This is a genomic window from Geodermatophilus sp. SYSU D00691, from assembly GCF_054050275.1.
This window is the reverse complement of the sequence record NZ_JBJGYZ010000034.1, coordinates 43126-68621: the sequence shown is the minus strand read 5'-3', so window position 1 is coordinate 68621 and position 25496 is coordinate 43126. Positions and strand designations below refer to the sequence as shown.

28 protein-coding genes are annotated in these 25496 nt (G+C 75.7%); 23 read left to right on the top strand and 5 right to left on the bottom strand.

Annotated features, from left to right (window positions below; all coding sequences use genetic code 11):
* The first annotated feature begins 130 nt into the window (after positions 1 to 130).
* The 6 genes from ACI797_RS21760 to ACI797_RS21735 all read left to right on the top strand — a co-directional run bounded on the left by ACI797_RS21760 (position 131) and on the right by ACI797_RS21735 (position 4109).
* Positions 131 to 259: a hypothetical protein gene (locus ACI797_RS21760; protein WP_456861299.1), complete on the top strand. Its 129-nt coding sequence runs from the start codon at positions 131 to 133 to the stop codon at positions 257 to 259.
* Positions 256 to 1086 carry a pyrroline-5-carboxylate reductase gene (proC, locus tag ACI797_RS21755; protein WP_456861297.1) on the top strand — a complete coding sequence of 277 codons (831 nt, stop codon included), beginning with the start codon at positions 256 to 258 and terminating at the stop codon, positions 1084 to 1086. The genes ACI797_RS21760 and proC overlap by 4 nt, the downstream gene beginning before the upstream one ends.
* Before the next feature lie 249 nt (positions 1087 to 1335).
* The gene (locus ACI797_RS21750) at positions 1336 to 1689 is read left to right on the top strand and encodes a helix-turn-helix domain-containing protein (RefSeq protein ID WP_456861294.1); all 354 of its coding nucleotides are present in this window, start codon (positions 1336 to 1338) and stop codon (positions 1687 to 1689) included.
* Positions 1690 to 1985: 296 nt separating this feature from the next.
* Positions 1986 to 2084: a 30S ribosomal protein bS22 gene (locus tag ACI797_RS21745; protein WP_012854759.1), complete on the top strand. Its 99-nt coding sequence runs from the start codon at positions 1986 to 1988 to the stop codon at positions 2082 to 2084.
* Positions 2085 to 2098: 14 nt separating this feature from the next.
* Complete coding sequence (locus ACI797_RS21740; RefSeq protein WP_456861292.1) at positions 2099 to 3205, top strand: NAD-dependent epimerase/dehydratase family protein; 1107 nt, start codon at positions 2099 to 2101, stop codon at positions 3203 to 3205.
* Positions 3198 to 4109: a lysophospholipid acyltransferase family protein gene (locus tag ACI797_RS21735; protein WP_456861290.1), complete on the top strand. Its 912-nt coding sequence runs from the start codon at positions 3198 to 3200 to the stop codon at positions 4107 to 4109. The genes ACI797_RS21740 and ACI797_RS21735 overlap by 8 nt, the downstream gene beginning before the upstream one ends.
* Here the strand turns inward: ACI797_RS21735 and ACI797_RS21730 are convergent, their stop codons facing one another.
* The 3 genes from ACI797_RS21730 to ACI797_RS21720 form a co-directional block, all read right to left on the bottom strand.
* On the bottom strand, positions 4110 to 5063 hold the full coding sequence (locus ACI797_RS21730) for an HAD family hydrolase (RefSeq protein WP_456861288.1): 954 nt from the start codon (positions 5061 to 5063) through the stop codon (positions 4110 to 4112).
* Between the two features lie 69 nt (positions 5064 to 5132).
* Entirely contained in the window at positions 5133 to 6398 is a 1266-nt protein-coding gene (locus ACI797_RS21725; RefSeq protein WP_456861286.1) for a DUF5667 domain-containing protein, read from the bottom strand.
* Between the two features lie 85 nt (positions 6399 to 6483).
* Entirely contained in the window at positions 6484 to 7293 is an 810-nt protein-coding gene (locus ACI797_RS21720; protein ID WP_456861284.1) for a sigma-70 family RNA polymerase sigma factor, read from the bottom strand.
* Between the two features lie 196 nt (positions 7294 to 7489).
* On the opposite strand from ACI797_RS21720, the gene ACI797_RS21715 reads away from it, so the two are divergent.
* From ACI797_RS21715 to ACI797_RS21645, 15 genes are all read left to right on the top strand, one after another.
* The gene (locus ACI797_RS21715; RefSeq protein WP_456861282.1) at positions 7490 to 9016 is read left to right on the top strand and encodes an AMP-binding protein; all 1527 of its coding nucleotides are present in this window, start codon (positions 7490 to 7492) and stop codon (positions 9014 to 9016) included.
* Complete coding sequence (locus ACI797_RS21710; RefSeq protein WP_456861280.1) at positions 9013 to 9252, top strand: glutaredoxin family protein; 240 nt, start codon at positions 9013 to 9015, stop codon at positions 9250 to 9252. Before ACI797_RS21715 ends, ACI797_RS21710 begins: the two co-directional genes overlap by 4 nt.
* A 218-nt stretch (positions 9253 to 9470) precedes the next feature.
* The gene (locus ACI797_RS21705) at positions 9471 to 10148 is read left to right on the top strand and encodes a redox-sensing transcriptional repressor Rex (protein WP_456861278.1); all 678 of its coding nucleotides are present in this window, start codon (positions 9471 to 9473) and stop codon (positions 10146 to 10148) included.
* Positions 10145 to 11533 (top strand): glutamyl-tRNA reductase, encoded by a 1389-nt coding sequence (locus ACI797_RS21700; RefSeq protein WP_456861276.1) that lies wholly within the window; start codon positions 10145 to 10147, stop codon positions 11531 to 11533. The genes ACI797_RS21705 and ACI797_RS21700 overlap by 4 nt, the downstream gene beginning before the upstream one ends.
* Entirely contained in the window at positions 11530 to 12480 is a 951-nt protein-coding gene (gene hemC, locus ACI797_RS21695) for a hydroxymethylbilane synthase (protein ID WP_456861274.1), read from the top strand. Before ACI797_RS21700 ends, hemC begins: the two co-directional genes overlap by 4 nt.
* 50 nt (positions 12481 to 12530) lie before the next feature.
* A complete protein-coding gene (locus tag ACI797_RS21690) occupies positions 12531 to 14075 on the top strand; it encodes a uroporphyrinogen-III synthase (protein ID WP_456861271.1) in 1545 nt (514 codons plus the stop codon).
* Positions 14072 to 15064, top strand: coding sequence for a porphobilinogen synthase (hemB, locus tag ACI797_RS21685; protein WP_456861269.1), 993 nt, complete (start codon positions 14072 to 14074; stop codon positions 15062 to 15064). Before ACI797_RS21690 ends, hemB begins: the two co-directional genes overlap by 4 nt.
* A gap of 1 nt (position 15065) precedes the next feature.
* Positions 15066 to 15569: a hypothetical protein gene (locus ACI797_RS21680; RefSeq protein ID WP_456861267.1), complete on the top strand. Its 504-nt coding sequence runs from the start codon at positions 15066 to 15068 to the stop codon at positions 15567 to 15569.
* The gene (gene hemL / locus ACI797_RS21675) at positions 15566 to 16948 is read left to right on the top strand and encodes a glutamate-1-semialdehyde 2,1-aminomutase (RefSeq protein ID WP_456861265.1); all 1383 of its coding nucleotides are present in this window, start codon (positions 15566 to 15568) and stop codon (positions 16946 to 16948) included. The genes ACI797_RS21680 and hemL overlap by 4 nt, the downstream gene beginning before the upstream one ends.
* Positions 16945 to 17583 (top strand): histidine phosphatase family protein, encoded by a 639-nt coding sequence (locus tag ACI797_RS21670; RefSeq protein WP_456861263.1) that lies wholly within the window; start codon positions 16945 to 16947, stop codon positions 17581 to 17583. Before hemL ends, ACI797_RS21670 begins: the two co-directional genes overlap by 4 nt.
* A complete protein-coding gene (locus tag ACI797_RS21665) occupies positions 17580 to 18152 on the top strand; it encodes a redoxin domain-containing protein (protein WP_456861261.1) in 573 nt (190 codons plus the stop codon). The genes ACI797_RS21670 and ACI797_RS21665 overlap by 4 nt, the downstream gene beginning before the upstream one ends.
* A complete protein-coding gene (locus tag ACI797_RS21660) occupies positions 18153 to 18974 on the top strand; it encodes a cytochrome c biogenesis CcdA family protein (RefSeq protein WP_456861259.1) in 822 nt (273 codons plus the stop codon).
* 73 nt (positions 18975 to 19047) lie between these two features.
* Positions 19048 to 20679 (top strand): cytochrome c biogenesis protein ResB, encoded by a 1632-nt coding sequence (resB, locus tag ACI797_RS21655; protein ID WP_456861257.1) that lies wholly within the window; start codon positions 19048 to 19050, stop codon positions 20677 to 20679.
* On the top strand, positions 20669 to 21652 hold the full coding sequence (gene ccsB / locus ACI797_RS21650) for a c-type cytochrome biogenesis protein CcsB (protein ID WP_456861255.1): 984 nt from the start codon (positions 20669 to 20671) through the stop codon (positions 21650 to 21652). The genes resB and ccsB overlap by 11 nt, the downstream gene beginning before the upstream one ends.
* 59 nt (positions 21653 to 21711) lie before the next feature.
* Complete coding sequence (locus tag ACI797_RS21645; protein WP_456861253.1) at positions 21712 to 21888, top strand: hypothetical protein; 177 nt, start codon at positions 21712 to 21714, stop codon at positions 21886 to 21888.
* Between the two features lie 8 nt (positions 21889 to 21896).
* Here the strand turns inward: ACI797_RS21645 and ACI797_RS21640 are convergent, their stop codons facing one another.
* Positions 21897 to 22124, bottom strand: coding sequence for a hypothetical protein (locus ACI797_RS21640; RefSeq protein WP_456538627.1), 228 nt, complete (start codon positions 22122 to 22124; stop codon positions 21897 to 21899).
* Between the two features lie 110 nt (positions 22125 to 22234).
* Between ACI797_RS21640 and ACI797_RS21635 the strand changes: the two genes are divergently transcribed.
* Entirely contained in the window at positions 22235 to 22675 is a 441-nt protein-coding gene (locus ACI797_RS21635; RefSeq protein ID WP_456861251.1) for an Lrp/AsnC family transcriptional regulator, read from the top strand.
* Positions 22656 to 22988, top strand: a complete 333-nt coding sequence (locus tag ACI797_RS21630; RefSeq protein ID WP_456861249.1) for a DUF4229 domain-containing protein — start codon at positions 22656 to 22658, stop codon at positions 22986 to 22988. The genes ACI797_RS21635 and ACI797_RS21630 overlap by 20 nt, the downstream gene beginning before the upstream one ends.
* A 22-nt stretch (positions 22989 to 23010) precedes the next feature.
* On the opposite strand, the gene ACI797_RS21625 is transcribed toward ACI797_RS21630, so the two are convergent.
* Positions 23011 to 25482, bottom strand: a complete 2472-nt coding sequence (locus tag ACI797_RS21625; RefSeq protein ID WP_456861247.1) for an aminotransferase class I/II-fold pyridoxal phosphate-dependent enzyme — start codon at positions 25480 to 25482, stop codon at positions 23011 to 23013.
* Positions 25483 to 25496 lie beyond the last annotated feature (14 nt).

Here is a 25496-nt window from a genome sequence, read left to right as displayed (position 1 = left end):
CTCGACCACCTCGAACGCAGGCGCCGCGGGGCGGGCCGCGGCGCCCCCCCCCCCCCGCCCCCGGTGGGGGTGGGGGGCGGGGCGCCGCCCCCCCGCCCCCCCCCCCCCCCCCGACAGCTGGGAGCACGTCATGCCCTGGGGAGTCCGCACCGACGAGCAGCGGCGGCTGGTCGCCGCCGGGAACCGGGTCCGGGTGGACGTGCCCTCCGGCGCCGGTGCCCTCACTCTCCTGGCGCGCCGGGTGGGGGGCCGGGCGTGACCGCGGGGCTGGCCATCGTCGGGGGCGGGAAGATCGGCGAGGCGCTGCTGTCGGGGCTGATCCGGCGCAGCGGACCCGACGGCATCGTGGTCTGCGAGCGCAGCGCGGAGCGCGCCGCCGAGCTGGAGGGCCGCTACGGCGTCCCGGCCGTCGACCTCGCCGACGCCGCGGGCCGGGCGCGCACGCTGCTGCTCGCGGTGAAGCCCCAGGACATCGGCACGCTGCTCGGCCGGCTCGCCGAGCACGTCGACCCGGCGCGGCACCTCGTCGTGTCGGTGGCGGCCGGCGTGCCGACGACGACCATCGAGGCGGCGCTGCCGCCGGGCACGCCGGTGGTGCGGGTCATGCCGAACACCCCGGCGCTGGTCGACGAGGGCATGAGCGTGCTCTCGGCCGGCGCGCACGCCGGGGAGGAGCACCTGGACGAGGCCGAGGCGCTGCTGGCCGCCGTCGGCCGGGTGCGGCGGGTCCCGGAGGCCCAGCAGGACGCCGTCACCGCGCTGTCCGGCAGCGGTCCGGCGTACTTCTTCTACCTGGTCGAGGCCATGATCGACGCCGGGATCCTGCTCGGCCTGCCGCGGGCGGTGGCCGCCGACCTCATCGTGCAGACCGCGCTGGGCGCGGCGGTCATGCTGCGCGACTCCGGCGAGCACCCCGTCCAGCTGCGGGAGGCCGTGACCAGCCCCGGCGGGACGACGATCGCGGCGATCCGCGAGCTGGAGCGGCACGGCGTCCGCGCCGCCCTGATCGCGGCGATCGAGGCGGCCCACGCCCGGTCGGTGGAGCTGGGACGGGAGAGCGGCGAGGGGCCGGGGGGCCGCCGCTGAGCGGAGGCACCGGCGACTTCTGATCAACAGCCAGTCACAGGAGCACCTCGGGTCGCTGCGACACGCCTGACACCATGTCGACAGACCGACATAGGTAGAAATCTGCCGAGGACCGAGCGTTCTCCCTGTCCGTTTCTTGCCTCGCTTCTGTCACGGAAGTCCCCCTACTCTCTGTGTCAGCGCGTGCGTGCCGCGTAGTCGGTGGGGAAGCCGGCTCGACGACACGCGCTAGGTCCGGAGACGAAGAACATGACCATGCCCCAGCGTCACGCCGCTGCTTCCGCCGCTCAGTTCGCCGCCCGCCCCGGTGTCCCGGGTCCGCGCCCGGTCGGCCGCCCGATGGCCGCCGCCGTCGCCCGCCCCGTGCCCGCCGCGCACCCCGCCGCCATGCCCGTCGGCCGTCCGGTCGTCCCCGCGCAGCGCTCGGCCGTGACCTTCCTGACCGTCGCCGAGGTCGCCGCCATGATGCGCGTGTCCAAGATGACCGTGTACCGCCTCGTGCACGCCGGCGAGCTCTCCGCCGTCCGCGTCGGCCGTTCGTTCCGCGTGCCGGAGCGCGCCGTCCAGGACTACCTGCGCGACGCCTACACCGACATCGCCTGAGGGAGGACCGCGCTGCCCCCGACCGCCCGCACGCTCGCGGCGGGGCCCTGCAGCGAGGCCGTTCAAGAACCTCACCAGTGCCAGCACGGGGGTCGAAGTCCTTCCCCCTTCGTCGTGATCCGGCTCCGCCCGCGGCAGCGTCGCCGCGGGACGGCCGGTAAGCTCGGGCGGCCAGCGACGACCCGACTCCACAGCGGAGTCGTCGCGTACGAGCTGATCACCTGCGCGGTGCCTGGCACGGCCACCCGGCCGTCGCCCGGAGTGCCGTGCGACGAACGACGTCGGGAGCACAGGCCATGGGTTCGGTCATCAAGAAGCGGCGCAAGCGGATGGCGAAGAAGAAGCACCGCAAGCTGCTGAAGAAGACCCGCGTCCAGCGACGCAACAAGAAGTAGGGGCGCTGACGCTCGTGCCGCCCGCGGTCGTCCTCGTCACCGGCGTGAGCCGGTGGCTGGGCGGTGCCCTGGCGGCCGAGCTCGCCGCCGATTCCTCCATCGAACGGGTCATCGGCGTGGACACCGTTCCGCCGTCCGCCGAGATGCTCCGCCGGCTCGGCCGCACCGAGTTCGTGCGCGCCGACATCCGCAACCCGCTGATCGGCAAGGTCATCGCGAACGCGTCGGTCGACACGGTCGTGCACATGAACATCAGCTCCACCCCCGCCGGTGCCGGCGGGCGCGGGTTGATGAAGGAGCTCAACGTCATCGGGACGATGCAGCTCCTGGCCGCCTGCCAGCGGGCGGCCTCGGTGCGCCGGTTCGTGCTCAAGTCCACCAGCGCGGTGTACGGGGCGTCCTCGCGCGACCCCGCCGTCTTCACCGAGACGATGCAGGCCCGCCGCGTCCCGTCCGGCGGCTTCGCCCGCGACAGCGTCGACATCGAGGGCTACGTCCGGTCCTTCGCCCGGCGCCGTCCCGACGTCGACGTGGCGATGCTGCGGTTCACCAACTTCATCGGCCCGCGGATCGACTCGCTGCTCACCGGGTTCTTCCGCATGCCGCTGGTGCCCACCGCGCTCGGCTACGACGCCCGCGTGCAGCTGCTGCACGAGGACGACGCGCTCGCCGTCCTCACCCGGGCGACGACCGGCGGCTTCACCGGCACGGTGAACGTCGGCGGCGAGGGCACGCTGCTGCTCTCCCAGTGCATCCGGCGGCTCGGCCGCCTCCAGGTGCCGATCCCCTCGCCCGCTCTCGGCTCGGTGGGCCGCTTCTCGCGGCGGTTCGGCTTCGTCGACTACTCCCCGGAGCAGATGCGCTTCCTCAACTTCGGCCGCGTCGTCGACACGACCGTGCTGCGCACCCGGTTCGGCTACACCCCGCGGTACACGACGGCCGACGCGCTGGCCGACTACGCGCGCACGGTCTCACCGGTCGTCGCACCGGAGCTCGTCGGCGCGGGGGCCGCCCGCGCCCGCGGGCTGGTCGAGCGCGTGGCGAACGGCGCCTCGGCGGTCGGTGACCGGCTCCGGCCGCCGCCCCCGGCGCCCGGACTGCGGGCGGTGCGCGATGCCTGAGGCACGCGTCATCCCGCTCCGGCCGGACGACGACGAGCCGCGCACCCCGCCGCCGTCGCCCGCGCCCACCTGGGAGCAGCAGGTCGCGGGGGGCATCGAGTTCCTCCGCCGGCGGGTGACCGGCGACTACGAGACCGACGAGTTCGGCTTCGATCCCGACCTCACCGACCACCTGCTGCTGCCGCTGCTGCGGCCGCTGTTCTCCAAGTACTTCCGGGTCGAGACGCAGGGGCTGGAGCACGTGCCCTCGACCGGGGGCGCGCTGGTGGTGGCCAACCACTCCGGCACGCTGCCGGTCGACGCGCTGATGGCGACGGTGGCGCTGCACGACGACCACCCCGCCCAGCGCCGGCTGCGGCTGCTCGGCGCCGACCTCGTCTTCGAGCTGCCCTTCGTCGGCACGATGTCGCGCAAGATGGGCACCACGCTGGCCTGCAACGAGGACGCCGAGCGGCTGCTCACCGAGGGCGAGCTCGTCGGCGTCTTCCCGGAGGGCTTCAAGGGCATCGGCAAGCCGTTCCGCGAGCGCTACACCCTGCAGCGGTTCGGCCGGGGCGGTTTCGTCACAGCGGCTCTGCGCACCGGCGTGCCGATCATCCCGTGCGCGATCGTCGGGGCCGAGGAGATCTTCCCGATGATCGGCAACGCCCGGACGGCGGCCCGCGTGCTCGGCCTGCCGTACTTCCCGATCACGCCGACGTTCCCGCTGCTCGGTCCCCTCGGGCTCGTGCCGCTGCCGTCGAAGTGGCTCATCGCCTTCGGCGCGCCGATCGAGACGGCGTCCTACGGCCCGGCGGCCGCGGAGGACCCGATGCTGGTCTTCAACCTCACCGACCAGGTGCGGGAGACCATCCAGCACTCGATCTACCAGCTGCTCCTCCAGCGGAAGAGCGTCTGGAGGTAGTCAGCGCCAGGGCAGGCGGAGCCGGCGCCGCCGCACGACCGGTACCGGGACCGGCACCGTGTTCTTGCGCCGGACGGCGATCGCGCCGCCCACCACGCCGCCGGAGACCACCGCCGCGGCCAGCGTGGGGACGCCGATCTTCGCCGCCTTGCGGCCGGTGCGGAAGTCGCGGATCTGCCACCCCCGCGAGCGGGCGACCGCGCGCAGCTCGGTGTCGGGGTTGACCGCCACGGCGGTGCCGGTGAGCGTGAGCATCGGCAGGTCGTTGGCCGAGTCGCTGTAGGCGGTGCACCGCTCCAGCTCGAGCCCCTCCCGCTCGGCGAGCGCCCGGACCGCCTCGGCCTTCGCCTCGCCGTGCATGAGCTCGCCGACCAGCCGGCCGGTGTACTCGCCCTCCTTGACCTCGGCGACCGTGCCCAGCGCGCCGGTGAGCCCGAGCCGGTGGGCGATGATCCGCGCCAGCTCGACCGGGGTGGCGGTGACCAGCCACACCCGCTGGCCGGCGTCCAGGTGCTTCTGCGCCAGCTGCCGGGTGCCGCCCCAGATGCGGTCGGCCATCAGCTCGTCGTAGATCTCCTCGCCGGCCTGCACGATCTCGGTCACCGGCCGCCCGGCGACGAAGGCCAGCGCGTTCTCGCGGATGGTGTGCATGTCGTCGGCGCTCTCGTTGCCGGCGATGCGGAACTTCGCCTGCTGCCACACGAAGCGGGCGAGGTCCCTGGTCGTGAAGTACTTGCGCGCGGCCAGACCACGGGCGAACCAGAACAGCGAGGCGCCCATCATCATCGTGTTGTCGACGTCGAAGAACGCGGCCGCGGTCGGGTCCAGCTCCACCGCCGGCGGCGCCTCCACCTCGGCGGCGGCGGCCGACGCCTCACCGGCGACGTGGGCGCGCGTCTCGGCGTCGGGCAGCGGGTGCCGCTCCGAGCGGCCGCGGAACGGCAGACGCGGCACGGGTACCTCCCCACTCGACCAGCGGCTGTCCCGACCCTAACCGGCGCCTCCCGGCGCCGAGGTGGGGCGTCAGCAGATGATCGGCGGCAGGCAGACCGGCAGCGGGGTGTCGATGATCGCCGGCGGGCTGCTCGTGCTGGTGGAGGGCGCCGCCCCGCCGCCGGGCGCGGTCGAGGTGCCCCCCGTCCCGGGCAGGGGCAGGGACGGCAGCGGCAGCCCGGGCGTCGGCCGGCTCGGCGTCGACGGGCGGGACGTCGTCCCGGACCCGGGACCTCCGCCGGTACCGCCGCCGGCCCCGCTGCCCGAACCGCTGCCGGCACCGGTCGACGGGCTCCCCGCGGTCCCGCCGGTCGGCGTCGGGACACCCGGCACCGGCTGGTCGGTCGGCTCGCCGGACGGGGTCGCGGTGCCCGGCGGGACGGAGCCCGTGGTCCCGCCCGAGGCGGGCGGCGGCGTCTCCTCGACGCAGTCGGCGGGCTGCGGGCCCAGCGCGTCGGTGCCGGCCACGGCCGGTCCCGCGGCGCAGGCCAGCGCCTCCTGCAGCGCGGTGCCGCGGGCGCTCACCTGGGTGAGCAGCGCCAGCGAGGAGTCCATCGCCTCCTCGGCGCCGTCGGGGACCTCGGGTGCGAGGGCGGTGAGGTCGGCGGACTGCTCGGCGGCCCAGTCGAGCAGGTCGGTGAGCGGCGCCGCGTCGCGCAGCTCCACCGACCGGGTGATCAGCCACGCGGTGCCCTCGGCGGTCTGCGCGTCCATGGTCCGCAGTACCTCCACCACGAGGTCCGGCGAGGCGTCGGCGGCCAGCACGGTGCCGCCACCGGCACCGGGCTCGGCGGGGACGGCGGGCAGCGCCGTGGTGCCCTCGGCGAGCAGCTGCTCGAGCTCGGCGAGGCGGATCGAGGCGAAGTCGAGCAGCGTCTGCCCGCGGGTCGAGTCGCCGGCGAGCGCGAGCTGGGTTTGCTCGGTGCCGCGCTTGAGCCCGTAGAGCGGGTCGCCCGGCTGCGCGCCGCTGGAGACGCCGACCAGGCCGGCGAGCGCGGTCACCGCGACGGCCGCGCCGGCCAGCCCGGCGGTGAGCCGGCCCCGCCAGCGCGCGGCGGCGGTCTCGACGGCGGTGGCGCCGGCGAACCGGCGCAGGGTCCGGCGGGCGGCCGGCTCGGGGGAGCGGACGGCCGCCATCGCGACCAGCCGGGCCCGGGTGGCGTCCCGGAAAGCCGGGTCGGGCTCGCCGTCCAGCGCGGTGCCGAGGTCGGCCAGGCGGGCGACGAGCGCCTCCTCCTGCGCGCGCGCCGCGGCGCCGCGGCGGTGTGCCGCCGGGCTGCCGGTGTGAGCGCTCACAGGAGTCCTCCGCTGGGAGTGGTGCCGTCCAGGGTGCCCAACGACGGCACCGGGTGGGGGGTTACGCGACCGCGCACGGGACCGGTCACAGCAGCCCCTCCGGCAGCAGGGCCGCCAGCCGCCGGACGGCGCGGTGCTGCAGCGCCTTGATCGCGCCGTCCTTCTTGCCCATGACCGCCGCGGTCTCGGCGACCGAGAGCCCGTGCAGGAAGCGCAGCACGATGCACTCCTGCTGCTCGCTGCCCAGCTGCTGCACGCAGGCCAGCAGCTGCGCGTTCGTCAGGTGCTGGAGGACGGCGTCCTCCGGGCCGTCGGTGGCCCGGTCGGCGTCGCGCATGTCCGCCGTCGTGACCTCCAGCCGGAACCGGCTGCTCTTCACGTGGTCGCGGATGATGTTGCGGGCGATCGTCACCAGCCACGCGCCCACGTCGCGGCCCTGGAACGACAGCGAGTCGATCCGCCGCAGCGCCCGCACGAACGTCTCGCTGGTGACGTCCTCGGCCAGCGCCCGGTCGCCCACCCGGTGGTAGACGTAGCGGTGGATCATGGTCACGTAGTGGTCGTAGAGCCGGCCGAACGCCTCGGCGTCGCCGTCCTGGGCCGCCCGGACCAGCGCCCAGACGTCGGTGCCGCCGGTGTCGGGCACCGCGCCGGCGTCGGCCAGCCCGGCGATCTCCTGCTCGACGTCCTCGTCGACGACCGGGTCGGCCACCGGGTCGAGGTCGGCGACGACGTTCGGCTCGGCCGACGCCGGCGCGGTCTCGGCGCTCGCCCGGGGGAAGGGCGTCGGCCGCGGCCGCGGCGAGGGGCGCGGGCGCGGGAGCGGGGACGGGCGCCCGTCGGCCGCGGGCGTGGCGGACTGCCGCGCCGCGTCGAGAGGGCGTGGGGACGGCATGCGGGCGATCGACCTCCTCGTCGGCCCGCCGAGCCGACCTGCGGCTCTTCCCGTCGCGCGCTGTCCGGACCCAGCGGCGCGCATGCTGCGGGGCTGCTCCCATGGTGACAACATCGCTGCAGTCCGTCCACGCCACCCCGACGGGATGCACGCCTCGTCGCCCGCCCGGGTGGCCGACGCAGCCCCAACGGAGGAGATGCCCGTGTCCGACCGCACGACGCTGTCCGCGCTCGTCCGGGCGGCGGCCCGGGACCGTCCCGACGCGACCGCGGTCGTCGCCGGCGACCAGCGGCTGAGCTGGGCCGAGCTGGACGCCGCCGTCGACCGCGCCGCCGCCGGCTACGCCGCGCACGGCCTGGCGCCCGGCCGGCGCGTCGCGGTGCAGCTGCCCAACGGCGTGGACTGGCTGCGGGCGGTGCTCGGTGCGCTGCGGGCGGGGCTGGTCGTCGTCCCGGTCAACACCGCCTACACCGATCCCGAGCTCGAGCACGTGCTCGGCGACTCCGGGGCCGAGCTCCTGGTCACCCGCGAGGAGCGACCGCCGGTCGCCGGCGTGACCGTCCGCCCCGGCCCGCCCGAGGCCGACGGCCCGCCGCCGGAGCGGGCGGAGGACCCGGCCGGCCTGGCCTTCCTCTGCTACACGAGCGGCACCACCGGCCGGCCGCGGGGCGCGATGCTCACGCACGCGGCGCTGCGGGCCAACCAGGAGCAGTGCCTGGCCATGAGCCCGCCGCCGGTGCGGCCGGACGACCGCGTGCTGCTGGTGCTGCCGCTGTTCCACGTCTACGGGCTCAACGCCGGCTTCGGGCTGGTCGCCGCCACCGGCGCCTGCGCGGTGCTGCAGGAGAGCTTCGACCCGGCCGCCGCGCTGCGGCTGATGGAGACCGAGCAGGTGACCGCCGTGCCCGGCGCGCCGCCGATGTACCAGGCCTGGCTCGCGCTGGCCGACGCCGAGGGCAGCGACGCACCCCTGCGGCGTGCCTTCGCCGCCGTCCGGATGGCGTCGTCCGGCGCCGCCCCGCTCCCGGCCGAGGTGTGGACGGCGATGCGCGAGCGCGCCGCGGTCACCGTGTGGGAGGGCTACGGGCTCACCGAGGCCAGCCCGGTGGTGGCGAGCACGCTGGCCACCGGGCGGGCCAAGCCGAACTGCATCGGCGGGCCGCTGCCCGGGGTGGAGCTCGAGCTGCGCGACACCTCCGAGGCGGCGGCCGACGCCGAGCCGGGGGAGGAGGCCGAGGAGGGGCCGGGGGAGATCGTCGTCCGCGGCGCCAACCTGTTCGCCGGCTACTGGCCCGACGGCGCCGACGGCCCGGACGCCGACGGCTGGCTGGCCACCGGCGACCTCGCCTACCGCGACGACGACGGCGACCTGCACCTGGTCGACCGGCGCAGCGACCTGGTGCTGGTCAGCGGCTTCAACGTCTACCCGGCCGAGGTGGAGCGGGTGCTCGACGCGCACCCCGCGGTGGCCGAGAGCGCGGTGATCGGCGTCCCCGACGCGCGCACCGGGTCCGCCGTCCGCGCCGTCGTGGTCCTGGAGCAGGGGCAGCAGCTGACCGCCGACGAGCTGGTCGCGCACGCCGCGCGGTCGCTCGCCCGCTACAAGGTGCCGACGTCGGTGCACTTCCTGCCCGCGCTGCCGCACTCGCTCACCGGCAAGGTGAGCCGGGCGCGGCTGCGGGAGCTCGGGCTCACGGGCAGCGGGGAGCTGATGGCCGGGTGAGCCGCCTGCAGCTGCTCACCCGGGCCGGCTGCCACCTGTGCGAGGAGGCGGCGGCCACGCTGGCGCAGGTGGCCGCCGAGGCGGGGCTCGTGCCTGCGACGGTCGACGTCGACGCCGACCCGGAGCTGCAGGCCGAGTACGGCGACCGGGTGCCGGTCGTGCTCCTCGACGGCCAGGAGCACTCGTACTTCACGGTCGACGTCCCCCGGCTCCGGCGGGACCTGGGCCTCCCCTGAGAGCCCCCGGAGCACCGCTGTAGGGTGGTCCTCACCACAGTGCCACCCGTCCGTGGCCGGTCAGCGGCGGGACGGCGGTCGGCGGCTTTGTTCCTGCGTTCACAAGCGGTTACCGTGGCGGATGCCGGGCGGCATCCCGCCTGGTTCCCCGAGATGTCGCGCACCGGAGCCGGCGCCCGCCGGCCGCCTGGCGCGCCCGCTGTGGAGTAGCAGGCCCCGTGACAGAGCCCCGGCCCCGGACGATCCCGGAGGCCACCGTCGCCCGCCTGGCCGTGTACCTCCGGGTGCTCACCGGCCTGGCCGACGGCGGGCGGAGCACCGTGAGCTCGGGTGAGCTCGCCTCGGCCGCCGGGGTCAACCCCGCCGGCCTGCGCAAGGACCTCTCCCACCTCGGGCCGTGCGGCGTGCGCGGCGTGGGCTACGAGGTGCGCACCCTGCGCGACCGCATCGCCCGCGTGCTGGGCGTCGAGCGCAACCGGGCCTGCGTGCTGGTCGGCATCGGCAACCTGGGGGCCGCGCTCGCCGACTACGCCGGCTTCGGCAGCCGGGGCTTCGAGTTCGTGGGCCTGTTCGACGCCGCTCCGGCCCGGATCGGGCAGCGGATCGGCGGCTCGGTCGTGCGCCCGGTCGAGGAGCTCGAGGAGGTCGTCGCGGCGACACAGGCCTCCATCGGGGTCATCGCGACACCGGCCGAGGTGGCCCAGCCGGTGTGCGACCGGCTGGCCGCGGCGGGGGTGAGGAGCATCTTGAACTTCGCGCCGGTGACGCTGACCGCCCCCGCGGGCGTCGACGTCCGCCAGGTCGACCTGTCCGTCGAGCTGCAGGTGCTCGCCTTCCTCGGCCAGCAGCGGCTGGTCGGGACGGGCGGGCCGGTGCTCGCGGGAGGCATGGCATGAGCCTCCTGGCGGTGGGCGTGAGCCACCAGACCGCCCCGGTCGCGCTGCTCGAGCAGTTCGCGATGGGTCCGGACGAGACGGTCAAGGCGCTGCACGAGCTGGTCGCCGGCACGCACGTCACCGAGGCGATCGTGCTGGCCACCTGCAACCGGGTCGAGGTCTTCGCCGAGGTGGACAAGTTCCACGGCGGCGTCGTCGACGTCAGCCGGGTGCTCGCCCGGCAGGCCGGCGCCACCGTCGAGGAGCTCTCCCCGTACGTGACGGTCCACTACGAGGACCAGGCGATCGCGCACCTGTTCACGGTCGCGGCCGGCCTGGACTCGATGGTGGTCGGCGAGACGCAGGTGCTCGGCCAGCTGCGCACCGCCTACGGGCTCGCGCAGGAGGAGGGCACCGTCGGCCGGGCGCTGCACCCGGTCGCCCAGCGGGCGCTGCGGGTCGGCAAGCGGGTGCACGCCGAGACCGGCATCGACCGCGCCGGCGCCTCGCTCGTCTCCGCCGCGCTGGACCGCGCCGAGGCGCGGCTGGGCAGCCTGACCGGGCGGCCGGCGCTCGTCGTCGGCGCCGGCTCGATGGGCGCCCTCGCGGCGACCACGCTGGCCCGCCGGGGCGCGGACGTGGCGGTCGGCAGCCGCACCCCCGAGCACGCCGAGCGGCTGGCCGAGAACGTCGGCGGCCGCGCCGTCGAGCTCGCCGACCTGACCGCCGAGCTGGCCGCCGCCGACGTCCTGGTCACCTGCACCGGCGCCAGCGGCATCGTCATCGGCACCGACGTCGTCGCCGCCGCGATGGCCCGCCGGCCCGACCGCCCGCTGGTCGTCGTCGACCTGGCGCTGCCGCGCGACGTCGAGCCGGGCGTCGCCGGGCTGACCGGCGTGCACGTCGTCGACCTGGCTCTCCTGCAGAGCGAGCGGAACTCAGCCCTGCTGCAAGGCGAGCGGCGGTCCGGCGGCCCGATCGCCGGCTCGGTGGCCGCCGACGACGTCACCGCGGCGCGCGACCTGATCGAGACCGAGCTGTCGCTGCTGCGCGCCGAGCGGCAGGCGGCCGCGGTCGCCCCCACCGTGTCGGCGCTGCGCAGCCAGGCCGCCGAGGTGGTCGACGCCGAGCTGCTCCGCCTCGCCGGGCGGCTGCCCGACCTCGACGCCCGCGCCCGCGCCGAGATCGCCCGGACCGTGCGCCGCGTCGTCGACAAGCTGCTGCACGAGCCCACCGTGCGGGTCAAGGAGCTGGCCAGCGCCCCCGGCGGCACCGACTACGCCGGCGCGCTGCGCGCGCTGTTCGGCCTGGGCATCGACACCGACGTGGAGGGCGAGCACGCCACCCTCGCCGAGGCGGTCACCGTCGACCCCGACGACCTGCGCCCGGGCGGTGGCCTGCCGTGACCGCCACCCGCACCGCCACCCTGCGCCTGGGCACCCGGCGCAGCGCGCTGGCGCTGACCCAGTCGCAGTGGGTGGCCGACGCGATCACCGCGGCCACCGGCACCCCGGTCGAGCTGGTGCACATCGTCACCGAGGGCGACCGCTCCTCGGCCGCGATCGCGCAGCTCGGCGGCACCGGGGTGTTCGTCGCCGCCATCCGGCAGGCGCTGCTCGCCGGTGAGGTCGACCTCGCGGTGCACAGCTACAAGGACCTGCCCACCGCCCCGGAGCCGGGCCTCGCCCTCGCCGCCGTCCCGGTGCGCGAGGACCCGCGCGACGCCCTCGTCGCCCGCGACGGCCTCACCCTCGGCGAGCTGCCGGCCGGGTCGAAGGTCGGCACCGGCGCGCCGCGCCGGGTCGCCCAGCTGCGCGCGCTCGGCCTCGGTCTGGAGGTCGTCCCGATCCGGGGCAACGTCGACACCCGGATGGCCCGGGCCCTGGGGCCGGACGCCGACCTGGACGCCGTCGTGCTCGCCCGCGCCGGGCTGACCCGGCTGGGCCGGCTCGACGCGATCACCGAGACGCTCGACCCGCTGCAGGTGCTGCCCGCCCCGGCCCAGGGCGCGCTCGCCGTGGAGTGCCGCGCCGACGACGAGCGCACGCGGGCGCTGCTCGCCCCGCTCGACCACGCGGCCACCCGCGCCTGCGTCGTCGCCGAGCGCAGCGCGCTCGCCGCGCTGGAGGCGGGCTGCAGCGCACCGGTCGCCGCCTACGCCGAGGTCGCCGAGGGCGAGCACGGCCCCGAACTGTTCCTCCGCGCCTCGGTGACGGCCCTGGACGGCAGCGACGCCGTCCGGGACTCGACCACCGGCCCGCTCGACGACGCCGCGGCCCTCGGCCGCCGGCTCGCCGCCGAGCTGCTCGACCGGGGTGCCGCCGAGCTGATGGCGGCCCCCGCACACCCCTGAGACCCACCAACCGCCCCCGTCCGACGGGGGCCAGGAAGCAGGAGCACCCGATGACCCGCAAGACCGCCGGCGTGCCGGCCGGCAAGGTCGTCTTCGTCGGCGCCGGCCCCGGTGACCCCGGGATGCTGACCACGCGCGCGTACGAGGCGCTGGCCGCCGCCGGCGTCGTCCTCGTCGACCCCGAGGTGTCGGCCGCCGTGCAGGACGCCGTCCGCGAGACCGCCCCGCAGGCCGAGCTGACCCCCGTCTCCGGGGAGCCGGCCGACGTGGCCAGGTCGGCGGTGGCCGCCGCCAAGGGCGGGGCGGCCGTCGTCCGGCTCGTCGCCGGCGACCCGTTCACCTCCGAGCGCGCGGTCAAGGAGGTGCTCGCCGTCGGCCGCACCTCCGTGGCCTTCGACGTCGTCCCCGGTGTCGCGCCGGTCCCGGCCGTCCCGGCGTTCGCCGGTGTCGCCCTCGGCGGCAGCTGGCTGACCGCCGACCTCGGCGGCGAGACCGACCTCGCGCCCCTCGCCGGCGCCGCGGCCGCCACCGGCAGCCCGCTGGTGCTCTCGGCCGCGGGCGTCGACGAGCTGCCCGAGGCGGCCGTCCGCCTGGTCGAGGCAGGCCTGTCCGGCTCGACGCCGGTGGTCGTCACCGCCGGCGGCTCCGGGACGGCGCAGAAGAGCGTCGTCGGCAAGCTCTCGGCCGTCGCCGAGAAGACCGCCGGCCTGGAGGCGCTCTCCGGCGCCGTCGTCGCCACCGTCGGCCCCGCCGTCGACAAGAGGGCGAAGCTCTCCTGGTGGGAGAGCCGGCCGCTGTTCGGCTGGCGGGTGCTGGTGCCGCGCACCAAGGACCAGGCCGGCGAGATGAGCGAGCGGCTGCGCGCCTACGGCGCCGTGCCGGTCGAGGTGCCGACCATCGCCGTCGAGCCGCCGCGCAGCCCCGCGCAGATGGACCGCGCGATCAAGGGCCTGGTCACCGGCCGCTACGGCTGGATCGTGTTCACCTCGGTCAACGCGGTGAAGGCCGTGCGCGAGAAGTTCACCGAGCTGGGCCTCGACGCCCGCGCGTTCGCCGGCGTGAAGGTCGCCTGCGTGGGCGAGTCCACCGCCGACGCCGTCCGCGCCTTCGGCATCGTGCCGGAGCTGGTGCCCTCCGGGCAGCAGTCCAGCGAGGGCCTGCTGGCCGACTTCCCGCCCTACGACGACGTGTTCGACCCGATCAACCGGGTGCTCCTGCCGCGGGCCGACATCGCCACCGAGACCCTGGCCGCCGGCCTGGTCGAGCGCGGCTGGGAGATCGACGACGTCACCGCCTACCGTACCGTCCGGGCCGCCCCGCCGCCCGCGCCGGTGCGCGAGGCGATCAAGGGCGGCGGCTTCGACGCGGTGTGCTTCACCTCGTCGAGCACGGTGCGCAACCTGGTCGGCATCGCCGGCAAGCCGCACGCCAAGACCGTCGTCGCGGTGATCGGCCCCGCCACCGCCGCCACCGCGCAGGAGTTCGGCCTGCGGGTCGACGTCCAGCCCGAGACCGCCGCGGTGGCCCCGCTGGTCGACGCGCTGGCGGAGTTCGCCGCCGCGCGCCGGGCGGAGGAGGAAGGCAGCTCGAAGTGACGCTGCCGTCTCCCGCCCGCCCGATCGCCCGCGGGCGTCGGCTCCGGTCGACGCCCGCGCTGCGGCGCCTGACCGCCGAGACGCGGCTGTCGCCGGCCGACTTCGTGCTGCCCGTCTTCGTCAAGGAGGGCATCGACGCGCCGGTGCCGATCTCGTCGATGCCCGGTGTCGTCCAGCACACCCTGGACTCGCTGCGCAAGGCCGCGCACGAGGCCGCCGAGGCCGGCATCGGCGGGCTGATCCTCTTCGGCATCCCGTCGGAGAAGGACCCGGTGGGCTCGCAGGCCGACGCCGCCGACGGGATCGTCAACGTCGCGCTGCAGCAGCTGAGGGCCGACCTCGGCGACGAGCTGGTGCTCATGGCCGACCTGTGCCTGTGCGAGTACACCGACCACGGGCACTGCGGGATCGTCACGCCGGCCGGCGTGGTGGACAACGACCCGACGCTGGACCGCTACGCCGCGGTCGCGGTCGCCCAGGCGCAGGCCGGGGCGCACGTGATCGCGCCCAGCGGGATGATGGACGGGCAGGTCGCCGCGATCCGCCGGGCCCTGGACGGCGCCGCCTTCACCGAGACGCCGGTCCTGGCCTACGCGGCCAAGTACGCGTCGGGCTTCTACGGTCCGTTCCGCGAGGCGGCCGAGGGCGCGCCGCAGTTCGGCGACCGCTCGACCTACCAGATGGACCCGCCGAACGCCGCCGAGGCGCTGCGCGAGGTGCGTCAGGACCTCGCCGAGGGCGCGGACGCCGTCATGGTCAAGCCCGCCCTGCCCTACCTGGACATCGTGCGCGCGGTCGCCGACGCCGTGGACGTGCCGGTCAGCGCGTACCAGGTCAGCGGCGAGTACGCGATGCTCGAGGCGGCCGCCGCCAACGGCTGGGTGGACCGGCAGCGGGCGATCCTCGAGACGCTCACCGCCATCCGCCGGGCCGGGGCCGGCACGGTGCTCACCTACTGGGCGGTGGAAGCGGCCCGCTGGCTGCGCTGAGGTGACCCCGTACGTCGAGCCGGGCGGGTCGTGGCGGCCGTTCTGGCTGGTCGCGGCCGCCCTGGCCGTGTTCCTCGTCGCCGACCTCGCGTTCCCCGGGCCCGACGTGCCGCCGGTCGTGTGGGTGCTCGCCGTCGTCGCGGTGCTGGGCGTGGTGGCCGCCGGCGTCGTCTCGGCCCGCCGGGTGTGGACCGTGCGGGTCGACGCCGACGGCCCGGACGCCGCGCTGTCGGTCGGCCGCGAGCGCGTGGCGCTGGCCGACGTCGACACCGCTCACCTGCGCGCCGTCCGCGACGGCGAGGCGGGCGTGGACGCCGGCGCGCCCGTGCTCGGCGGCGGCTGGTCGGTGCCGAAGGGCCGCACCGGGCTGCCGCTCCGGCTGGCCGACGGCCGCACCGTGCTCGTGCCCACCCGCGACCCGGCCGCGCTGACCACCGCCCTGCTGGCCGCTGTGGCGGACGTCCCCGACGGCGGCCCGGGGACAGAGGGGACACTGGACCGGTGACCTCGTTGGACACCCCCCGTTACGCCTACGAGGCCCCGGTGTCGGCCGACCTCTTCGCCCGTGGCCGGCAGGTCACCCCGGGCGGGGTGAACAGCCCCGTGCGCGCCTTCCGCGCCGTCGGGGGCACCCCGCGGTTCATGGCCTCGGCCGCCGGGGCCTACCTGACCGACGCCGACGGCCGCCGGTACGTGGACCTGGTCAGCTCCTGGGGGCCGATGCTGCTCGGCCACGCCCACCCGGCCGTCGTCGACGCCGTGACGGCGGCCGCGCGCCGCGGGCTGTCCTTCGGCGCGCCCACCGAGGCGGAGCTCGAGCTGGCCGAGGAGATCCTCGCCCGCATGCCGTCGGTGCAGCGGGTCCGCCTGGTCAACTCCGGCACCGAGGCCGTGCTCTCGGCGATCCGCCTCGCCCGCGGCGCCACCGGCCGCCCGCTGGTGGTCAAGTTCGCCGGCCACTACCACGGCCACGTCGACGCGCTGCTCGCCTCGGCCGGCTCGGGCGTCGCCACGCTGGGCCTGCCCGACACCCCCGGCGTCACCACCGGCGCCGCGGCCGACACCGTCGTCCTGCCCTACAACGACGTCGCGGCGGTCGAGCGGGTCTTCGCCGAGCGCGGCGCCGACGTCGCCTGCGTGATCAGCGAGGCGGCCGCGGGCAACATGGGCGTCGTCCCCCCGCTGGACGGCTTCAACGCCGAGCTGCGCCGGATCACCGCCGCGCACGGCGCGCTGCTGGTCCTCGACGAGGTGATGACCGGCTTCCGGGTGTCCCGCTCCGGCTGGTACGGCATCGACCCCGTGGACGCCGACCTGTTCACCTTCGGCAAGGTCATGGGCGGTGGGCTGCCCGCGGCCGCGTTCGGCGGCCGCGCCGACCTCATGGACCAGCTCGCCCCGGTCGGGCCGGTGTACCAGGCCGGCACGCTGTCGGGGAACCCGGTGGCCGTCGCCGCCGGGCTCACCACGCTGCGGCACTGCACCGACGAGGTGTACGCCCACTGCGACCAGGTGTCGGCGACCCTGCGCGGCGCGGCGAGCGCGGCGCTGTTCGCCGCGGGCGTCCCGCACCGCGTGCAGCAGGCCGGCAGCATGTTCTCGATCTTCTTCGTGCCCGACGAGCGGCGGGTCCGCGACTACGACGACGCGCGGACCCAGGACGTCGCCCGCTACACCGCCTTCTTCCACGAGATGCTCGCCCGCGGCGTGTACCTGCCGCCGTCGGCGTTCGAGTCGTGGTTCGTCAGCGCCGCGCTCGGGGGCGAGTCGCTCGAGCGCGTCCTCGACGCGCTGCCCTACGCCGCCCGGGCGGCGGCCGCGGCCGACCCCGCCGGCGCGCCGCCCGACGAGATCGCGAAGGACGCCCAGGAGCTGAGCCCGTGAGCGCCGAGGTCACCGTCGTCCACGTGCTGCGGCACGGGGAGGTCCACAACCCGCAGAAGGTCCTCTACGGGCGGCTGCCGGGGTACCGGCTGTCCGAGGCCGGCCAGGCGATGGCCGGCAAGGCCGCGCAGTGGTTCCTCGGCAAGGACGTCACCCACCTCGTCTCCAGCCCGCTGCAGCGCGCCCAGGAGACCGCCGCGCCGATCGCCGAGCAGCTCGGGCTGGAGATCGCGACCGACGACCGGCTGATCGAGGCCGGCAACGCCTTCGAGGGGCTCCGGGTCGGGGTCGGGGACGGCGTCCTGCGCGCGCCGCAGCACTGGTGGAAGCTGCGCAACCCGTTCCGGCCGTCGTGGGGCGAGCCGTACGTCGAGATCGCCGCCCGGATGCTCGCCGCCGCCGAGGCCGCGCGCGACGCCGCCCGCGGGCACGCCGCCGTCTGCGTCAGCCACCAGCTGCCGATCTGGACGCTGCGGATGCACGTCGAGGGCCGCCGCTACGCGCACGACCCGCGCCGGCGGCAGTGCGGTCTGGCCAGCGTCACCTCGCTGGTCTACGAGGGCGACCGGGTGGCCCGGGTGGAGTACGCGGAGCCGGCCGGCGCGACCGACCCGGACGCGGTGCCCGGGGCATGAGGCGGCTGCTGGGCGCCCTCGCCGGGACGGCCGTGCTGCTGGCCGGCTGCTCGACCGGCTCCGACGCCGTCGACGTCAACAACGGCGGGGAGTTCCGGTTCGTGGCCGGGACCCCGGCCGGGGAGGTGATCGCGCCGGAGGAGCGGCAGGCGGCGCCGGAGTTCGCCGGCGAGCTGCTCGACGGCAGCGAGTACTCCTCGACCGAGCTCGGCGGCGACGTCGCGGTGATCAACTTCTGGGGCTCGTGGTGCCCGCCGTGCCGGGTGGAGTCCCCGGAGTTCCAGGAGGTCTACGCCGAGGTCCAGGGCGACGGCGTGCAGTTCCTCGGCGTCAACGTCAAGGACGACCGCCAGCTGGCGCAGGCGTTCCTCGACAGCAAGACGATCACCTTCCCGTCGCTGTTCGACCCGCGCGGCGAGGTGGCGCTGGCGTTCCGGGACTACCCGGCCAACGCGATCCCGTCCACCATCGTGCTGGACCGGCAGGGCCGGGTGGCCGCCGTGTACACCGCGGCCGTGCAGCAGGACGACCTGCGCTCGGTCCTGACGCTGGTGACCGAGGAGGGCTGAGTGGGGGACACCTTCAGCCGCCTGGTCACCGACGGCCCGCTGCTCGTCGGCGCCGCGGTCGCCGCGCTGGTCGGGCTGATCAGCTTCGCCTCGCCGTGCGTCCTGCCGCTGGTGCCGGGCTACCTCTCCTACGTCACCGGCCTGGTCGGCACCGGCGCGCGGACGGCGACCGCGCCCGCCCCGGCCGGCGGCGGCACCGCCACGGCCGTGCGGACGACGACCGACGAGCGCTCGCCGCGCGGGCGGATGGTGCTCGGCGCCCTGCTGTTCGTGCTCGGGTTCACGCTGGTGTTCGTGGCGTTCGGCGCCGCGTTCGGAGGGCTCGGGCGGCTGCTGCTGCAGTGGTCCGACGTCCTCAACCGGGTCTTCGGCGTCGTCACGATCGTCATGGGTCTGGCCTTCCTCGGCTGGCTGCCGTTCCTCCAGCGCACCGCGCGGCTCTCGGCCCGCCCGGTCGCCGGGCTGGCCGGGGCGCCGCTGCTCGGCATCGTGTTCGGGCTCGGCTGGACGCCGTGCCTCGGGCCGACCCTGGCCGCGGTCAACTCGCTGGCCTACGCCGAGGCGACCGCCGGCCGCGGCGCCCTCCTCGGCGTCGCGTACTGCCTGGGCCTGGGCATCCCGTTCGTCCTGGTGGCGCTCGGCGCGCGCTGGGCGATGGGCGCAACGTCGTTCCTGCGCCGGCACGCGCGCACGGTCACCCGGGTCGGCGGCATCGTCCTGGTGGTCGTCGGCGTCCTGCTGGTGACCGGTCTGTGGACCGAGCTGATGCAGTGGCTGCGCTCGTGGATCGCGGCCAGCGGGTTCGGGGAGTCGGCACTGTGAGCGAGCTCGCGAGCTCGCACATGGGCTCAGCACGGTCCGGCACGGTCGCGACGGGCGCCAGCGAGGAGCGGTCGTGACTGTCCTGGACCCGCCGCGGACGTCGCCGACGCCCCCGCCGCCCGCCCCCGCGCACCGGCGCGTCACCGGCCTGCTGCTGCGCTGGTGGCGGCGGCTGACCGCGATGCGGACGGCGATCATCCTGCTGTTCCTGCTCGCGCTGGCGGCGATCCCGGGGTCGCTGCTGCCGCAGCGGTCGCTGTCGCAGAACGCCGTCGCCGAGTACTTCACCGAGCACCCGGCGCTCGCGCCGGTGCTGGACGACCTGTACCTGTTCGACGTCTTCAGCTCGCCGTGGTTCGCGGCGGTGTACCTGCTGCTGTTCGTCTCGCTGATCGGCTGCGTGCTGCCGCGCGCGGTGGAGCACGCCCGCGCCCTGCGGGCCGCCCCGCCACCGGCGCCGCGGCACCTGCTGCGGCTGCCCGACTCGGCGAGCCTCGAGACGCCGCTGCGCGGGACCGAGGCCCTCGACGTCGTCGAGGAGGAGCTGCGGGTCCGCCGCTACCGCGTCGTCCGCCGCGACGGCTCCGCCCGCTCCGCCGGGGCCAGCGGCCCTGCCGGCCCCGAGCTCTCCGCCGAGAAGGGGCTGCTCAAGGAGACCGGCAACCTGCTGTTCCACCTGTCGCTGGTGGCCCTGCTGCTCGGCCTCGCCGGCGGCAAGCTCTGGGGCTACGAGGGCAGCATCCTGGTCACCGAGGGGCAGGGCTTCTGCAACTCGTTCCAGCAGTACGACACGTACTCGTCCGGCGCGCTGGTCGAGGGCGGCGACCTGTCGCCGCTGTGCGTCGACCTCGAGGACTTCGAGGCCGAGTACGAGGAGAACCTGACCGCGGCCTCCTTCACCGCCGGCATCCGCTACGGGGCGCCGGGCGAGGAGGGCCGGGAGACGACGATCGGCGTCAACGACCCCCTGCGGGTGGACGGCGACCGGGTCTACGTGACCGGCCACGGGTTCAGCCCGACGTTCACCCTCACGTTCCCCGACGGCTCGTCGTTCGAGGACCTCTCGGTGCCGTTCCTGCCGTCGGACCAGGCGACGATGGCCAGCCAGGGCGCGCTCAAGCTGCCCGACGTCCCCGGGCAGGAGGACCAGCTCGCGCTCGAGGGCTTCTTCGCCCCCACCGGCTCGGTGTCGGGCGGCATCCTCACCTCGATCGACCCGCGCCCGCTGGCGCCGCAGGTCGCGATCGTCGTCTACCGGGGCTACCTCGGCCTGGACTCGGGGATCCCGCAGTCGGTGTACTCGCTGGACTCCTCGCAGATCGACCGCGGCCGGCTGTCGCAGGTCGGCGAGGGGAACCTGGCGGCGGGGGAGTCGCTGACCCTGGACGACGGGACGACGATCACGTTCACCGGCGTCAAGGAGTTCGCGGCGCTGCAGTTCTCGCACGACCCGGGCCAGGTGTGGGTGCTGGGGTCGGCGATCGCGATGCTCGCCGGCCTGCTCGGGATGCTGCTCGTGCGGCGCGAGCGGTTCTTCGCCCGGGCCGCCGAAGCGCCCGGGGGCAGCGGTACCGTGCTGTCGCTGGCCTCGCTGACGAAGGGCGGCGGTGAGCCCGGCCCGCGGTTCGCCGCGCTGACCGGCGATCTGCGGGCCGCCCTGGACGACCGCTCACCGGACCGGGAGGCACCGACGCGTGACCACTGACCAGACGCTGGCCGACCTGTCGGACACGTTCTTCTCGATCAGCGTCGGGCTGTACTCGCTCGCCGTCGTGGCGTTCTGCGCCCAGCTGGCGTTCGGTCGCCGCCCGGCCCGCGCGCGCTCCCGCGAGCTGGTCGGCGCGGGTGCGCCGGTCGAGCCGGCACCGGTCGGCGCCGGCGAGGTCGCCGAGCCGCGCGCCGGCCGCCGCTGGGGCGCGCTCGGCATGCTGCTCACCGCGCTCGGCGTCGTGGCGCACGCGGCGATCCTGGTCACCCGCGGCATGGCCACCGGCCGGCTGCCGTGGGGCAACATGTACGAGTTCGCCACGGCCACCGTGCTGGTCGCGGTCGTCGCCTTCTGGGTGTTCGCCCTGCGCTCGCCGGGCCTGCGGCACATCGGCGTGTTCGTGCTCGTGCCGGTGGTGCTCGGCATGGTCGGCATCGGGCTGTGGCTGTACGCCGACGCCGGTCCGCTGGTCGCGGCGCTGCGGTCGAGCTGGCTGGCCGTCCACGTGTCGACGGCGATCCTCGGGTTCGGCATCTTCTTCGTCAGCGGCATCGCCAGCGTGCTGTACCTGGTGCGGTCCCGGCGCGAGGCCACGGTGGCCGCGGGCGGCTCCGGCGGGGAGCCGGCCGCGCCGGGCATCCTCGACCGGCTGCCCTCGGCCGCGGCGCTCGACCGCGTGGCGCACCGCACCGCCGTCTTCGGCTTCCCGATCTGGACGTTCGCCGTCATCGCCGGCGCGATCTGGGCCGAGAGCGCGTGGGGCCGGTTCTGGGGCTGGGACCCCAAGGAGACCTGGGCGTTCATCGCGTGGGTGGTCTACGCGGGCTACCTGCACGCGCGCACGACGGCGGGCTGGCGCGGCCGGCCCGCGGCGTGGGTGAACGTCGTCGGGCTGGGCGTGATGATCTTCAACCTGCTCTACGTGAACATGGTCTCGACCGGCCTGCACAGCTACGGCGGCGTCAGCTGAGCCCAGGCGGGAGCACTCGCCCCGTGACGGCGGGCGGGGGCGCGTGCTTCCATGCCCCCATGGGCAGGCACAGCGCCGCGGACGGGGCGTCCCGGCAGGGAGACATCGGCTGGCCGGCGCCGCCGCGGAAGGGCGAGGGGCTCGGCTGGCCCGGGGACCTCGACGAGTCCGCGCACGACCCGGCCGAACCGGCGCCGGACGGGCGCCGCCCGGCGGGGATCAGCTCGGCCGCCTGAACCCGTCGTCAGGCGCCGGGGTTCTCGCCGCGGCTGCGGCGCCGGTCGAGCTCGCGCAGGAAGTCGGGGTCGTCGTCGGGGGCGACCGGACGGCGCGGGCGCTGGGGCCGCACCCGGGGCGCGCGCGGCGGTCGCGGCGCCGACAGCCCACCGCCGTTGCCCGCCGCGGTCGCGGCGCGCATGAGCAGCACCACCACGCCGACCGCCACCAGAAGGACCACCAGGAACGCCGCCACCGGCCCACCACCCCCTCGTCGGCCTCCAATGTACGTCCGCGTGAATACTCGGTGGCGGGCAGCGAGCGCCGCTGCTCCGAACCGCAGGACGGAGACGCACCATCGACGCCGTGGACCGGCAGCTCATCGACCTGCTGCGCGCCAACGGGCGGGCCAGCTACGCCGAGCTGGCCCGGCAGGTCGGCCTGTCCTCGCCCGCCGTGCACGAGCGCGTGGGCAAGCTCGAGGCGGCCGGGGTGATCACCGGCTACCGCGCGGTGGTCGAGCCGACGGCGCTCGGCCTCGACGTCACCGCGCTGGTCGGCGTCATCGAGAGCGACGCGGTCGACGAGACCGGCGTCGAGGAGGCGCTGCGCGCCATGCCGCAGGTCGAGGACTGCTGGCGGGTGGCCGGCAACGAGGGCTACGTGCTCAAGGTCCGGGTTCCCGACATCCCCGCCCTGGAGGCGAGCATCAGCGCGATCAACCGGATCCGGGGCGTCGCCCGCACCCGGACCACCGTCGTCCTCTCGACGAAGTGGGAGGGGCGCCATGGCCGCGTCGACGCCTGATCCCGTCCCGGCCGGTCCCGCGGGGCCGGACGGCGGGCCCGCCACACCGCCCCGGGTCGCCCCGTGGCTGCTGCTCTACACGTTCGGCCGCCTGGCGATCGCCGCGGCGCTGGTCGCGGTGCTGTGGGTCGCCGGGCTGGGCAGCTACGCCGGCCTGCTCTTCGGCGTGCTGCTGTCCATGCCGATCGCCTACCTCGTGCTGCGCCCCGTGCGGGACCGGCTCACCGAGGCCCTGGCCGCCCGCAGCGTCGCCCGGCAGGCGGCCAAGGAGGACCTGCGCGCCCGCCTGAGCGGCGACGAACCGGCCGCCTGACCCCCCTGTCCGGCGGGAGCGGTCAGGCGGTGGCGACGGTCTCGCTGACCCGCGCGAGCACGTCCATGTTGAACGTCTCCGTGGCCTGCACGTAGGCCCACCGCCGCTGCGGCGTCGCTCCGAAACGGGCTTTCTGCAGGTCGGCGCTCATCCCGTACAGCACGTGCGGCAGCCCGTGCCGCTGCGCGCTCCGCAGCGCCTGGAAGAGCAGCTGCTGGTAGCTGTTGTGGGTCGGCACGTAGGAGTAGTCGAGGCCGACGAACACCGGGGCGACGTGCCCGTCCGCGCCGGGGAAGACGTGCTGCGCGGCGAAGGCCACCGGGCCGGAGGCGCGGTCCGGCAGGTGCAGCAGCACGACCTCCCACCCCGGCGACTCGAGGACGGCGTCGACGACCCGGCGGGGCAGCGGGAAGACGTTGAGCTCGAACGAGCGGGCGTGCACGGCGCGGTACATCCGGTACAGCTCGTCGCGCACGCACGGCTTCAGCGCCCGCGCCTCGCGGCTGCCGCCGCGGAGCACCTGCACCCGGTAGGCCGGCTCCCACGACAGCACGCGGGTGCGCTGGTGGTAGCGGTGCTTGCGGGTCAGCTGGCCCAGGAAGGCGTCGTCGTCGGCGAAGTCGACCTCGCGGTGCCAGGTGCTCCAGATCGGCAGCCGCATGAGGCCCTCGCCGAGCAGGAAGTCGTGCAGCTCGTCGTCGTCGGGCAGGTCGCGCAGGACGACGCCCGCGGCGGCGGCGAGGTCCTCCTCCCGGCGGGCGGCGCGCAGGATCATCCGCAGGGCGCCCCGCCAGTCGCGGCCGCGGTCGAGGTAGAGGTGGTTGCCCTCGGTGAGCAGCGAGCCCATGCCGACCATCGTCGAGGTGAGGTGGTAGCTGTCGGCGTTCTCGATCCGCCGCCGCTCGATCTCCCGCGACACCGCCGCGGAGGAGAGCATGTCGTCCTTCCACAGCGCGGTCGTGAAGAAGGTCGCGGCCACCGGCGCGCCGGTGTCGTCGCGGACGACGAAGTAGTGGAAGTCCCAGGCGTCCTCGGTCTGGCCGGCCGCGCCGGTGCCGCCGGTGTCGAACACCGACTCGAGGGTGCGCAGCGCGTGCGCGGAGAAGGCCCCGCGGGCGCCGAGCAGCCGGTCCCACTCCGCGGTGTCGACGCCGTCGATCGAGCGGTGGTGCTCCAGGCGCAGCGCGGGCTTGGTGCGCGGCGCCGTCTCGGCGCCCATGACCTTGCGGCCGCGCAGCTGGCGGGCGAACGCCCGGTGCAGGTCGTCGACCGAGGCGCCCTCGTCGGTGATGGCGGCCGGCAGGTGCTCGGCCAGGGCCGCCACCATGCCGGCGACGTCGTCCGCGGTGTGGTGCGCGGTGATGGTCAGCCGCGCGCCGCTGCGCTTGGCCGGGACGGCGGGGAACGACGCCGTGTTGACGTGGAAGCCGGCGGAGCGCAGCCGCTCCACCAGCCGGTAGGCGACCGACGAGACGCCCGCCCCGACGCAGCGGATCGGCGTCTCCGACTCCGACACCACCGGCAGCCCGGCCTCCGCGGCGAGCCGGTTGAACAGCCGGATGCGGTCGAGCAGCAGCGCCTGCCGCTCGGCGACCTCGGGGGTGAGGTGCAGCCGGGCCGAGGCCAGGATCGCGCCGAGCATCGGCGGCTGGACCGGTCCGGAGAAGATCAGCGGCCCACCCAGCCGCAGCACCCGGCCGCGGGTGCGCTCGTCCGGGAAGGTGATCGCCCCGCCGGACGCGGCGAAGGACTTGTTCAGCGAGGCGGCGACCACCGTGCGGGCCAGCGTCCCGGGGGAGAGGTGCTCGAGGGCGTGCCCGCGGCCGTGCCGGCCGGTCCACGAGACGGCGTGCGCGTCATCGATGTAGAGCCAGAGGTTCTCGTACCGCGCGGCGAGGTCGTCGAGCTCCGCGGTCGGCATCAGGTCGGCGTACATGGAGTAGAGCCCGTCGGCGGCGTACCAGACCCGCCGGTGGGTCTTGCGGTAGGTCGCCAGCCGCTTCTCCAGCGTGTGCAGGTCGCTGTGCGGGACGAGCTCCACCTTGGCGCCGGTGGCCGCGACCAGCTTGGCCGCCGTCTGCACCGAGTTGTGCACCTGGTGGTCCAGCAGCAGCACGTCGCGCTCGCCGATCAGCGTCGGCATCGCCGACAGGTGCCCCATGGTCGTGGACGGCGTGACGATCACGCCGCGCCCGAACAGGCCGGCGAGCGTCTCCTCGACCTCCCGGTACAGCGGCGCGGAGGCGTACACGCGCGAGGAGGAGAACTGCGTGCCGAACCGCTCCACCGCCTCGACGACGCCGGCCTTGAGCGCCGGGTGCGTCTCCAGGCCGAGGTAGGAGCAGGAGCCGAAGTTGACCATCCGGCGGCCGTCGATGGTCACGTGGCGGCCGTCCAGGGCGCCGTCCTCGACGTGGTTGAGCAGCAGGCCTCGCCGGACACCGTCGGAGACGACCTCGTCCACGGCGTTCAGCACGTCCTCAGCAGTGGCCACCGGATCCCCCTACG